General features: G+C 42.0%; 13 protein-coding genes. All 13 read right to left on the bottom strand.

The annotated features are described in order from the left end of the window. Positions 1 to 25 precede the first annotated feature (25 nt). The 13 genes from nagA to M1L62_RS03945 all read right to left on the bottom strand — a co-directional run bounded on the left by nagA (position 26) and on the right by M1L62_RS03945 (position 12,968). Positions 26 to 1,132, bottom strand: coding sequence for an N-acetylglucosamine-6-phosphate deacetylase (gene nagA / locus M1L62_RS04005; protein WP_254411716.1), 1,107 nt, complete (start codon positions 1,130 to 1,132; stop codon positions 26 to 28). Between the two features lie 50 nt (positions 1,133 to 1,182). Continuing rightward, on the bottom strand, positions 1,183 to 1,746 hold the full coding sequence (locus tag M1L62_RS04000) for a pentapeptide repeat-containing protein (RefSeq protein ID WP_254411715.1): 564 nt from the start codon (positions 1,744 to 1,746) through the stop codon (positions 1,183 to 1,185). Positions 1,747 to 1,766: 20 nt separating this feature from the next. Continuing rightward, entirely contained in the window at positions 1,767 to 2,063 is a 297-nt protein-coding gene (gene trxA, locus M1L62_RS03995) for a thioredoxin (RefSeq protein ID WP_254411714.1), read from the bottom strand. 98 nt (positions 2,064 to 2,161) lie between these two features. Continuing rightward, positions 2,162 to 3,211, bottom strand: a complete 1,050-nt coding sequence (locus M1L62_RS03990; protein ID WP_254411713.1) for an acyltransferase family protein — start codon at positions 3,209 to 3,211, stop codon at positions 2,162 to 2,164. Between the two features lie 66 nt (positions 3,212 to 3,277). Beyond that, positions 3,278 to 4,609, bottom strand: a complete 1,332-nt coding sequence (locus M1L62_RS03985) for a hypothetical protein (protein ID WP_254411712.1) — start codon at positions 4,607 to 4,609, stop codon at positions 3,278 to 3,280. Beyond that, entirely contained in the window at positions 4,606 to 5,490 is an 885-nt protein-coding gene (locus M1L62_RS03980) for a glycosyltransferase family 2 protein (protein WP_254411711.1), read from the bottom strand. Before M1L62_RS03980 ends, M1L62_RS03985 begins: the two co-directional genes overlap by 4 nt. Before the next feature lie 27 nt (positions 5,491 to 5,517). After that, the gene (locus tag M1L62_RS03975) at positions 5,518 to 6,468 is read right to left on the bottom strand and encodes a hypothetical protein (protein ID WP_254411710.1); all 951 of its coding nucleotides are present in this window, start codon (positions 6,466 to 6,468) and stop codon (positions 5,518 to 5,520) included. An 18-nt stretch (positions 6,469 to 6,486) separates the two neighbouring features. After that, positions 6,487 to 7,248 (bottom strand): DUF5672 family protein, encoded by a 762-nt coding sequence (locus M1L62_RS03970; protein WP_254411709.1) that lies wholly within the window; start codon positions 7,246 to 7,248, stop codon positions 6,487 to 6,489. Next, the gene (locus M1L62_RS03965) at positions 7,248 to 8,231 is read right to left on the bottom strand and encodes a glycosyl transferase (protein WP_254411708.1); all 984 of its coding nucleotides are present in this window, start codon (positions 8,229 to 8,231) and stop codon (positions 7,248 to 7,250) included. The genes M1L62_RS03970 and M1L62_RS03965 overlap by 1 nt, the downstream gene beginning before the upstream one ends. Continuing rightward, positions 8,228 to 9,451, bottom strand: a complete 1,224-nt coding sequence (locus M1L62_RS03960; RefSeq protein ID WP_254411707.1) for a glycosyltransferase family 4 protein — start codon at positions 9,449 to 9,451, stop codon at positions 8,228 to 8,230. The genes M1L62_RS03965 and M1L62_RS03960 overlap by 4 nt, the downstream gene beginning before the upstream one ends. Before the next feature lie 56 nt (positions 9,452 to 9,507). Next, entirely contained in the window at positions 9,508 to 10,167 is a 660-nt protein-coding gene (locus M1L62_RS03955) for an acetyltransferase (RefSeq protein WP_254411706.1), read from the bottom strand. A 3-nt stretch (positions 10,168 to 10,170) separates the two neighbouring features. Further along, on the bottom strand, positions 10,171 to 10,869 hold the full coding sequence (locus tag M1L62_RS03950) for a WbqC family protein (protein WP_254411705.1): 699 nt from the start codon (positions 10,867 to 10,869) through the stop codon (positions 10,171 to 10,173). A gap of 50 nt (positions 10,870 to 10,919) precedes the next feature. Continuing rightward, on the bottom strand, positions 10,920 to 12,968 hold the full coding sequence (locus M1L62_RS03945) for an ArnT family glycosyltransferase (protein ID WP_254411704.1): 2,049 nt from the start codon (positions 12,966 to 12,968) through the stop codon (positions 10,920 to 10,922). Positions 12,969 to 12,972 lie beyond the last annotated feature (4 nt).

Genomic DNA, 12,972 nt, shown 5'->3' with positions numbered 1-12,972 from the left:
GATATCGTTCGCGACGGTTAAAATATTATTTCAAAACCTCAAATTTTCTAAGATCATCGTCAAAAACGGTGAAAACAGCCGGATAACCTACGGCAATACTGCCAATCTGATCCGCCATACCTACTGCTTTTGCTGGACGGATGGTTGCCATTTCAATCGCTTCCTGCAATGAAATATCCAGTTGCTGTACAGTATTTCTCACTGCATCGGCCAGGGAAATGGTTGCACCGGCCAGATTTCCTTCGGAATTGTTATATTGACCGTCCCGAAGAAAAGCATTAAACTCGCCCCATTGAAACTCAGTAACTTTTTCGCCAACGAACAAGGCATCAGAAATCAGGAATAACTTTTCCTTTTTCGCTTTGTAGGCAATCCGGGCCGCTGCGTAGTCGCAATGCACGCCGTCTACAATGATTGGCGCATAAACCGTGTCGGTATCAAATGTGGCGCCAACAAGGCCAGGCTGCCGGTGCGCAAATGCTGACATGGCATTGTAAAGGTGTGTAACAAGTTTTATACCCTGCCCAAATGCCTGGCTCGCTTCTTCATAGGTAGCATTGGAATGCCCGGCCGAAACGACGATACCCGAGTCTAAAAGCATATCTATCTGCTCAGGAGTAAACATTTCAGGAGCAATGGTGATCATTTTGATCACATCTTTGCCGTGACTGATGATGGCTTCCAGTTCCGTATCGGAGGGTTTTCTAACATACTCAGCCAGGTGCGCTCCCCGTTTTATGGGATTGAGAAAAGGCCCTTCCAGGTGCATGCCCAACACGCCTGAACCTGGGTTTTTGGATATATAATTTCTGGTGGCTTCAATACCTTTTAAAATATTTTCCAGCGACGAAGTGATCAGTGTAGGAAAAACATAAGCAGTACCTTCCAGTAAACTGGCCTGGTAAATGTCGTCGATGGTTTCTTCATCCGCTTTGTCGGTAAAATGAAAACGTTCGCCGCCGTTGATGTGCACATCGATTAACCCTGCGCAAATGTTTTGGACGTGTTTGATTCCCTGAATTTTTTCAGAAGGTTTAATGGCCGATATTTTGCCATTTTCAATCGTAATGAGCTGGTTTTTTAAAACCGAATGGCCGGTATAGACCGTGTCGGCGAATATCTGGTAGGACATTGATTAAGAGAATTTTTAAGTCTTGGTTTAGGAATTGTTTTTTTGCACTATCATTTAATGATAATGTCAAATTTAGTCAAAAGGCCGGCTAAATCAGAAGATAAGAATTTAGCTTTTTTGACATTGTTAATCGCTGGGTCAATCGTAAAATTTTCACTGGTTGTAAAGTCTACACCGCTGAGGTTGCTGTAAGAAAATACGGCGCCCATCAAATCACAGTGTGTGAATTTCGACTTGGATAAATCGGCCTGGGTGAAATCTGCACCGTTGATCTTGCAATGAATGAAAGCGCTTTTATTCAGCTTCTTATTGTCAAAATTGGTGTAATCCAGCAGGCACTTTTCAAAACGAACAGAAAATCCGAAGTCTTTGGTATCCGAAAAATTTACGCCGATTAGTTTGCAGTCAACAAATTCAACGTCAAACAATTTGCAGTTGGTTATGACCGCATTGCTCAAATTACATCCAACAAAAGAACAGTCGGTGAAGTCGCTCCCTGAGAGATCTGAAAAAGTACAGTTGGAGAACTCAACCTGTTCAAAACTGTCGCGGGGTAGATATTGGTTTGTGAAATCGATATTACTGATTAGCTCGACGTTTCTTCTGTTGTACATTAAAATAGGGTTGATTGGGTCTATAAGTATTTGCTGATCACGTTTTGCAGCTGGTTTGCCTGCACTACGCCTGATTGTCTCCACATGACCTTACCATGTTTGAAGACAATTAAAGTGGGAACTCCCTGAATTTTGTAGGCTTTGGCCGCGGAAGGATTTTTATCGACATCCACTTTAATAATCGTGGCTTTGTCACCCAAACCGGCTTTCAATTCTTCCAGGATAGGTTTCATCATTTTACAGGGACCACACCATTCTGCTGAAAAGTCGACCAGAACGGGTTTATTGCTATTGATTAATTCCGAAAATGCTGACATCTGTTCTAATGGATTAGTACATTTTAATAACCAATCCGCAGACGGATTGGTTTACAATCTGCGTATGATTTTAGAAACAAAAATCGTGCGCGTTATTACTAACCCAGTTTGTTTTTCAGAAACTTCCCGAAACGTTTTTCTATGAATTCGTATGTGAAATGGGAATAAAAAACAGTCAGTGAAATGGATATAATCAGCGACAACGCGATTCTGCTTTCGGTTGGCTGCCATTTAAGAACACGGAAAAGGCAGATATTCACAAATATCAGCACGATCGCGTGGTTAAGATAGATCGAGTAGGAGATGCGCCCCAGGTATTGGAATGGCTTGCTGGAAAGTAATTTTGTAACGATTCCCGTTGAGGATGCAAAAATGATGATCCCGATGGCGAATAACACAGGGAAAATAAGTCTGATCAGATTCCATTCATAATGATGTGTCGCGTACATCGCGCCAACGAGCACGATCAGATAGGGGATTTCAAATAATGTCAGTTTGAAACTTCTGTCACGAAGGATCGCAAAAGTGAATATTCCCATGCAGAAGCATAACAGACCTCGAATGAATCCATAGTCATAAACGAGCATGTATTCGCCTTTGAAGACAATAAACCCGGCACTGGCAATAGTAATCAGCAAAAATGCCCAGTACTTATTAGCGGGGAGTAAAACCAGAACGATTCCAAAAACGACGTAGGAAATCATTTCGGAAGAAATTGACCACGCCGGATAGTTTATTCCCATCCAGTCGCCGAGGATGGGTGTTGAGCCCATAAATGTGAGCGTATCCAAACCGGCCTGAAGGTAATATGACAAGTCCATGTCCGATACATTTTTTAATGAACTATGGTCTCCAATCAGGTTGGCGATGATAAATATTACCTCGGTAAAAAAAAGCAACGGGTATAAACGGATAAACCTTTTCTTGATAAAAGTGCCGAAATCTTCTTTGCTGCGCAATTTATCCATGTAGTTCATCGCGATAACAAAACCGCTGAGCACAAAGAAAAAATCCACAAAAAGACTGGAATTGATTACGAAAAAGTTGTTGTAAAAAATGGAATCCCGGAATGCGTTATGGTGATGGGCAACAACAAGAATGGAAAAAATCCCCCTTAATCCATCCAATTGTTCTACTCTTTGTCTCATGTGCAAGTGTTGTTAACCTCAATGAAAGAAGGATTGAGGTTACTTTTCATAGTGTTTGTTTAATGCCTAGGAGGTAGCGGTCACGAGCTGTGTGCTGGCTTTTTTCGCAGCGAATTTGTCAAAATATTTAATGCCCAGGAAACGGATCATAACGGCATACGGGAACCAGTATGCGATATCGTAAGGCCGTCCGCCTGATATTAACAAAACGATCAGCGAAATAAAGAAATACGCAAGGAATGTCGACAAAGGGCTTGTGTTTCTTTTGATCTCCTGAACAGCATAAATGAAAAGGAAGAAATTAAAGCCGTTAAAAAACAGGAAGCCAATAACGCCATGGTTAACCCATGCTTCCAGCACCGGTATATCAAGGAAACCACTTTTATATCCTCTTCCCAGGAATACGTCCCATGAATAAAAGGTGTCCAGGAAATCAGAAAAGCCGCTGACACGTCCCATAGCCGAGGCGTCGATATCGGCTGTTTCGGTAAGTTTAACCCCAAAAGAGGTGAAAATTACGTCCATGATCCGGTCTTCAAATACACTCCAGTAATTGACAAGACTGTAATATACGTTGCTGTACTGGCTCAGGAAATAATTAATACCGATCAGGACAAGCACGGTAATCATGATGTTTTTGAAAGTGAAAAAATTCCCGACAGCGGTAAACATTCTGGTGAGCTTGAAATTGTAAAATACATACAATCCCACCATCATCCCAACACCAAGATAACTGGATTTGGCCAGGGAAATCACGATAACACCCAGGCTGAAAAGAACTGAGAAGTATAAAAATAACCGGCCTAAAATACTCTTATACCGTGGAATAAGCACTAATGCTGTAAGTAAACAAATAACCCCGTTTCGGGCTGTAATGTGCGGATTTCCACCCGCTTGTGCGCCTTCATTGGAAAAACTTACGGCGGCACGCATCCCAACGGTCCAGCTTGGATCCGTGATCAGTGAGTAAACCAGCGTAATATTGGAAAACAGCGAAAACAGAAATAAAACCGGTACCAAGGTGTCGGCAACATCGCTGGGGACGCTGAGCAAGAGAATTAAAAACGCGAAAATAAATACGTAATTACCTATATCGGTAACCCCTTTTCCAATGGGATTGAAAAAGAAAAAGTAATACATGGAGATCGCCAGAAACCCTACGCCCAGATTAAAGAGAATTGGATTAGGCTTATAAAATCTCAGAAACAGATTACTTGGCACCATCAATACCAGCGCCAAAAGGAAAAAGATAGCGGTAAATGTGCTGCTCGCAGGCCCGATTCCAAGTGTGTCCCGAAAAAAGAATATCAAAGGAAATCCGTTGAACATCATGGCGATGCCCACAGAATACCTCAGGAAATTAAAGTTCTTGATTAAACTTGCTAGATTCAAATTCATCTTGATAATCTGAAACGTATGTATTTGAAATCAAATCGAAACAAAAAATAGGACACTTTTCGGATCCTGCACCAAAGATACCGTATTTTGTTCAGAGCTGGGAAGGTTATCGCAGAATTGTACAATTTTTGTATCCTCAAATGTTCCTCAGAACCGACCGAAGCAATCGTTGACGACTTCGCATCTGCGTGTACTCTGAGTGCCCCGCCGAGTCCGTCAATCTTGCGGATTTTGGTGGTGTCGTGCAGGGTATATCGTGTGATAAATTCGTAATCAAATGCAAAACGATACGATTCATCAAACTTGCCATACTTTTCAACCAATGCCCTTTTGAAAAACAACGACTGGTTATGGATCTGCATACCTTCCAGAATCTGACAGGTGAGACTGTATGACGTCGTTTTTAATATTTCGGTCACTTCGTCATCCGTTGAGATCATAAACAGATCGCCATACAGAATATCCGCCGGTTGCTGCAAAGCCGCTTTACCAAAACGCTGAAATGTGCCCGGAAAATATACATCATCAGAATTCTGGAAACTGATCCATTCGCCTGTTGCTCTTTCAAGCGCTTTATTGATGGCATGTACCTGTCCGCGGTCTTTCTCGGAAACCCAGTAAGTCAGGTATTTTTCGTATTTTTTAATAACCTCCACGCTTCTGTCCGTAGAACCGCCATCAATGATGATGTATTCAAGATTGGGATAATTCTGGTTCAAAACGCTTAAAATGGTGCGTTCCAGAAAGTCCGCCTGGTTATACGAGGGCGTAATGATGGTAAGCTTTGGAAAACGCTTGCTTTCATCATTCGCCGAATTATTTACCGTCAGTTTCGATATAAAATCACGAAGTTCGGTTGTACTTTCCTGAAGAGGTTTCATACTTGTTTTTATTCCTTTGTATTAACCTTAAAACTGGTCAATGAATTTTGTAATATTTTCCAGCTTACCGGCGATTTTTCTTCTCAGTAACCTGTCGCCGCTGATCTTCGACGTTTTGCCATAACCCGGCTGCTTGTTCAGGTTAACTTTTTCGTATTTTTTTACCGTTGTTTCGTATTGCGTCAGCAATTTTTTGAAAACCGGACTTTGGTTGACAAGTTTGACATGATCAGACCAGACCGGATGAAAGGTATTCAGACCGGCATAATCTATGGAAATCAGCTTTTCGTTGTCGACGAAATAACTTCCGTTTTCTTCTGTCAATGTTTTATTCAAAATACTGTGCAAGCCGTAATGCCATCCTGAATGCCTGAGCTGAACCGTATTTTTAACCCAGACAGGAGCGTAATTAAGCCAAAGCTGATCGAGGCACATACCGTTGCAAAGATCAAATTTAGCCCGGTCGATGGTGCGATGCGCCCACCAATCCAACAAATGAGCCGTAGCCTCACCAGGTTTTAACATCCAGCTTCCCGAATGAAACATACCGATATTCAAAATGCGTTTGTCGTCCAGATTGCTGGATGGAGCATGCGGTTTTGTAATATGTGGTGTCAATAAAAGGTCAGCTTCCTGAGTCCCTGCTTCAAACACCGAACTGAATAGCACAGTGGTTGGAGAAAGAAAAATCAAACGGCTGCAATCTTTATGTTTTCTTAGTATTCCTTTTGCAAACCATGGACGCGCAGCGAAAACAATTTCGAAATCGTAATAATGCGCGCACATTTCTCCCCACTCGGGAATATCAATTTTTTCGATTGACAATAATTTTATTCCATCCTGGACATTGGGGAGCGGTACGGTGTCGGCCCAGCCAAGATAAAAAATGCTCTCAGGATGCAGGCGCAAAACGGAAGCACCCAAAGCCAGCGCGTTGGATAATTCTGATCTGTTGCAAACGGTAAAAAATATGTTCATTCTTTATTGATCTCTTTCTTACTTATAGTACGGAAGCTTATCTGTACTATCCAGGTCAATGCCGGACAATCCGGTTGGCCATGCATCACGGTTATCCGCATAGCCGGGATGTGCATGTGTAATATTTTGTGAAAAACGACTTTGAACAATCGGAGTCGGTTTTCGTAAACTCGGCCAGAAACGGTTAGCCTCAATCTCCCAGAACACTGAATCTTTATTTGGCAGATTTTCCAGCTGACGATAATAATGCGCCTCCTTTTTTCTGGAAGACAATGCCTTGATCATCCGCTGAATATTACACAGTTTCAGCCCGTTATTTTCAAAACTTTGTCCGAGCGATATTTTCTCTTTTTCATTCAGACCTAAAATCCGGGAAAAGTCATTGATGCTGTCACTTTTAAAAACAGATTTGTCTAAAACCGGGTTGGCATGCAGGTAGTCATAACCTTGTTTGCACCAGTAATGAATCTCATCTTTAACAATCCAGCTGTTCAATTCATGAATCAGTACAAAATCACTCCAGGTAAAACGGGTGTAAAAATCTTCCATCAGAAAGAGATTTGACAAGGCCTCCCGGGACTGAAAATATTTTGATTTAAACGTTAAAACTTCAACACGCTCATGGTCTGTTTTGATGGCAGATAAATCGGCTCCTTCATAGGTGAACAAAATGACAGGATATCTGGCCAGCGCCTTCAGGCTATGATGTAAAACTTTTTCTTCATGGAGCGTTAACTCCGCATTTAATATGGGAATCAGTACAGATACGAGTTCTTTCATTACATGGTATCAATCTGATCGATTAAGTATTTAATTGGCCGGTTCAGGTATTTACGCACCCGGAGGTAACGCTTGACCTGAGTCGGTTTGATATAAGAGCAAGGGAACTTCCGATAATAGGCATTTCCATTGCTGATAAGGCTGTTTCTGTAAATGTCAAAAAGCGGAATAGCATCCGTGCGCTCCGATAACTTGAAGCGGTCCTGGTACTTGGATAACACGTCCGGCTTCTCCGGATCATATCCGCTGTAATGGAAAAAGATAAGTGGCTGGTCACCGTTTACATAAAATTCGTCTCCTTTTTTTGAGAAAACACGTTCATGTAAATTCCAGTAGGCCGCGTTATACCCCGGGTTCCGCTCGATATGCGTGTTTGGAACAAAAACCGGGAGGAAATTCATCCAGTTCTGATCCACAAACAATCCGTTGCACAGATCGATCAGACACTCGTAACGAAGTTTTTCTTCCCACCATTTGATAAACTCGGTATTGGCGACACTTCTTCTGAATGCCACGAAACCAAGGTTGCAAATACCCGTATTTAAATGGTGCAGTTCATTGGGCGTAAGCCTGTCCTCGATCGGAGTATTGATATGCGGTGTTAAAACGGCTTCATGTTTTACCAATGAAGCCAGTAAACCCGTCAAAGGCTGGTATATGATGATATCGGGGTCAAAATAGATGACGTTTTTGGCCTCGGGATAATTCTTGAAAAAATAAGTGAAATAAAATGGCTTTACCGCGGTATTAAGTTCGGTGATATTGTACCGGTTTGCCATTTCATCCAGACCCTCAATACCGATTTTATCTATTTCGATCATCGGATATTTAGGCGCATAGGATTCTTCGAAATTCACGCCCTCCTGATTGTCCACCAATCCGATTACAAACAAGATATCCGGGTTTGTAACGGCTAACGAATCTCCAAGTGTGCGGGCCTGGGCTAAATAGTTAATTGAACAGATTGTATAGGCAATGGTCATTGATCGTGTTTTTCGGAAACCTGCAAAGGTAGATACTTTTGAATGATCGCTTCAATTTTTGCCACACTCTTCACAGTATTGTGACGTTCCAAAACTTTTGTACGACCTTTTGCTCCCATGGTTTCCCGCAAAACAGGATCCAGGATCAGTTTAATGAGCGCTTCTGAGGCTGCTGAAATATCCATGTAAGGAACCACAAAACCTGCGTCAGACTCGATCAGCTCGGGTGCGCCGCCAGCCCCGTCGAAACATACGACAGGAATTTCGTTTAAAGCAGCTTCCAGTACCACCAGCGGATAAGGATCCTCTCGTGAACTCAAAAGCAAAACATCAAAACGGCTGATATAGTCGAGTGCCTGTGGGGTGGGAGGTATCAGAATGATACGGTCTTCCAGACCCATCAGGTGGATATCGCTTTTAATCAGCTCGTAAATCTCATGCTGCGGACCAGCCCCAACCCAGACAAAATAAACGTCCAGCGGTGCGGTTTTTTGAATAACTCTTCTGGCTATCCAGTTGAATATATCGTTTCCTTTGCGCCATTCAGCATTTCCGCATCCACCAATTACAACAGCGTCCCTGGGTATTGCATGTGTTTTTTCTAAAAGCTCGGGCTGTGCATTTTTTAGTTTTTCATCAATATGGTCGTGATCAATAAGCGTAAATGTGCTTACCTGATCGGCGGGGAAATTGTAATCCCGTACATAATGATTGGCGACAGCGTTTGAAACGGCAATCAGGTGGCTTGTCTTTTTTAACAAAAATGACAAGTGATCCTCATAAGTATATAATTTCACCGCCATGCCCAGTTCATGTACGAACAGGACTACGGGTAAATGGTGCAAAAATTTAAGGAAATCAGAGTAAACCTCGGCGTTGGCGATTGAATTTACAAATACCAGTCCAATGTTCTGGCTTTTTAACTCCGCAATAATCCGGTCGTTTTCACGCTCTGCGTTTTGTTTTTCGTAGAGTTTATAAAGTCGGATTTTTTGTAAAAATCTGCCGGAAAAAGGATTGGAAACACTGTTTTCTGTATTGTATAACTTCGTAATCGTCACTACCTCAGCAAACTCCTCTTCCAATTCGCCGCCATTGCAGAGCAACAGGTGCATCGGAACTCCTCTTTCTTTAAGCAAACGAAGCAGCTGAAGCAAAAGTAGTTGACTTCCTGCCCGGTTGGCGTCGTGGCTTATAAATAATATTTTCTGCTGGGTCATTCGGTAAGTAAGTTGAATCTCAGATTTCAGATCTCAAAATCATAATAGAGGGTTCCTTAATAAGCTTCGAAACTTTTCTTTCCAGGTACCTTTTTAGCAGGATTCCCTATATAAATTCCCCATTCTTCGGTGTCCTTGGTTATGGCGGAGGCCATTCCAACCAATGTTCCCTGGGCAATCGTCATATAATCGCGGATGGTGCTGTTGACGCCAAAAAATGAGTAGGATTCAATAACGCAATGGCCGGACATGACAACGTGCGACGTAAAAAATACGTGATCTTTTATTTGCCCGTGGTGCCCGATATGATTTCCGCTCCACATCACCACATTGTTTCCAACGGTTGTAAAAGGTTGTATGGTGTTGTCTTCCAGGATAAAACAGTTATCTCCGATAACTTTTCTGTCGAGAATGGTTGCGTGAGAGCTGATGTATGAAATGAACTGATATCCCTTTGCTTTAACCTGATTGTAGATAGCTTCACGGTTTCTGTTCATATTACGTCCTGTCATAGGCGCGAAAAATGAATATTCAGCAGGGGAGAATATATTTTCAACATCTTCGAAAGCCACCAGAGGCAAACCTCTGAATGATTCTTCCGTGATATATTCCCGGTTTACCGAGAAAGCAACTACTTCATGTTCAGAATCATTTTCCAGATAGTAATGGGCCAGTTCTGCCGTATCCAAAACTCCAAAAATAATAACCTTTGCCATTCTCTATATAAGTTCGAATTCTTTAAGAAGTTTAGCGATGTTTTCATCATCGTTAAACATAAGTATGTCAATAATTGATAGCCAAGGTACGAAAGCATTTTTAAATTGAAGATAGGGGCTGGCTGTACTTTTGATAAAATCCAGTCTGATATGCTCCTTTTCAAATTTATTTTTTTCGTATAATTCCATACCACCAATCGGATTGATGTAGTGGGAGGCATTTTCCTGCTTACAAATATCCAAAATCCTGTCCTGTCCCTTTAAATCAGTATTGTTATAAATACCGGACGAGGGGACGATCTCAGTTTTAATATGCATATATGCACATACTTTTTGTAAGGCATATAGTGTCAGTTCAGCAATGGTTTCTGATTCGAAATTTACAATTTCTTCGATGAGAAGAAAAACCTTTTGATAATTAGGTGCTTTCTGATACGATTGCTGGATGGTTTTCAGAAACTTCTTTTTCCAGGGATCGTTAAGTGCCAATTCGACTTCCAGAATCAGTTTATTCTGGCTTGCATCTTTCAGCGGAATTGTAAACAGGTGCCCCTTGCCCGAGACAAGTATCTGGTTTCTGTTGATCCAGCCTTTGTTGATAAAATTGACATCATCATATATTACAAACTTATCGACAGCATTTATCAGCTGAAAATACCCGATGTACGGGAATATATAAGGTTGCATAATGGCAATGGTCATGGAAGATTATTTAGTGTGATGAATTTTTTAAGCTGTTAACCGGTTGAGAACTATTTCAGCTTTCTGAGGTAATAGTCCTCACCCTTAACAATCAGATGTTTCATGGTAGTATCGCTGCCAAGTCTGAGATCCGTTGGCAAGGCCTTGATTTTGGTCGTATCATTGATCACGCTTCTGGCATAGAACAGATAATCGGCGTCTTTCGGAATAGGCTGTAAACCTTTCTCAAACGGATTGATCGAGATTAACTTTCTTGTCAGTTTGGCTCCGTATAATGGATATTCAAAATCATCATTGATCGTGGCCAGGGCTACGGTTGCGTCCTTCGGTACAAGGGAATCATAACGTTCGTAGGCTTTTGTTACGTCCGGTCTCGCAAAAGTCTGGAATGCAATACGTTCCATTTTTAATGCGGATTCATGGCCGTAAACACCAAAGGGAAGACAACGAATGTTTAAAAATACTGACATCAAAGCCGATGTACAGCCCAGTAACACGATCATCAGTACATAACCTTTCCAGACTTTTCTTCTTGGTTTAATAATCGACAAGCGATGATTTGAAAACAGCAGCAGCAGGAATAGTACGCCGAACAAACCCGATTCAATAAAATACCGGCCTTTGAAAGGATCATATACTGCCGAAAATGACACGGTAATGAAGTTAAATATAAAAGCCAGAGCCAGGAACCAGTGTACTCTCGACCAGAATACTCTGATGAAAACCAGAAATATCAGAGGGATTATCAACGCAAAGCCAAAAACACCCCAATACGGATTGGCATTATAAAAGTCAAACCGGCGCTGGAACGTGAAGGGGACAATCGCATAAACGGTTTCTTCATCCAGGCGCATGTGCAGTTTGTCTTCAAGCACGACGATCGGTTTACGGATCTGCGTATTCAGGTCATATCCCCATTGCGCATTACGGATACCATCCAGATTGAAAAAATCATAACCATAACGAAGCACATTTCTGGTGCCCTGTTTTAACAAATTGGCCGGTGTACCAAATCGTTCAATCGACTGGTGTTTCAATGCAGTAGGCGGTCCGATAGGGTGCCCGAAAACCTGAATGTTCCTGATATAACCCGTAGGCAATGTGTAAATAAGCACGGCCAGAAATATCGCGATAGCCAGTCTGAAAAAGCGGTCGAAAAAAGCCTTGAAGTTTGGGGATATAAAAACTGCATAGACCATGATCACAAAAACGGATGGCAGCAAAAGTGCAAACGTGATTTTATGACCAAACACAATGCCGAATGTCATCCCTGCAAGATACAGATACCGGTTATCGCGGCTGTTGTAAAAAGTGAACAGGAAATATAACAGGCAGCTCAGGTAAGCAGTTAATACGATATCCGTTTCAGTCGTGACAGCCTGCATCAGGAAGTCGAGGAACATGCCGTAGGCCAAAGCACAGAAAAAGCTGGCTGACAGGTTTCTGCCGATACGCTGAGCAATTCCAAAGACGGCAACAAGTGTCATCCAATAGGATAGGTGGTGAATCAGCTTGAAGGCATTTTCAACTTTTCCCGTAATCAGGTAAGAATAGATCTGGATCGTCGTAACACTTTTCGGATAGGTATCCATGTTCCAGTTGGTACCGCCAAAGTGTTCCATGGTACCGCGCTGTATATACCGGACCGCACGGTTCAGGTGGCCGGTCATACTATCCCATTCATTAGGAACGGTAAACAGGACCAATATCAGGTTGGTAATACCGATGATGGCCAATGTGCCAAACATCGCCAGGAAAATAAGTTTAAGATAGGGAGATAATTCCCTCGTCCACAGTTTAAAAGTATTTATCCGGTTGCCAATAACGGCACGAACAGAAAATCCTGTCTGTTTTGGCAAGAGCCTTGTCCAAATCGTAAAATGTAAAGCGAGCGTAATAAAATTACCTAAAATCCAGGCAGGCGTGCTGGCGGTAAGATCTAATGCTGAAAGCACAAACCCGGTCGGGATTATGCTTCCAACAAAAAGTATAAATGATGTGATGAGCCATTCGGTCAGTGAAGGTTGTACTATTTTTTTGGAAGTATAACCAACACCATATAAAAACAAGAAAAATGAAAGCAGATAAAGAATAGCCATGAGA

This window comes from Dyadobacter diqingensis (assembly GCF_024220585.1).
GTDB lineage: Bacteria > Bacteroidota > Bacteroidia > Cytophagales > Spirosomataceae > Dyadobacter > Dyadobacter diqingensis.
Note: the sequence above shows the minus strand (reverse complement) of the source record. Positions and strands in the feature narration are given on the sequence as shown.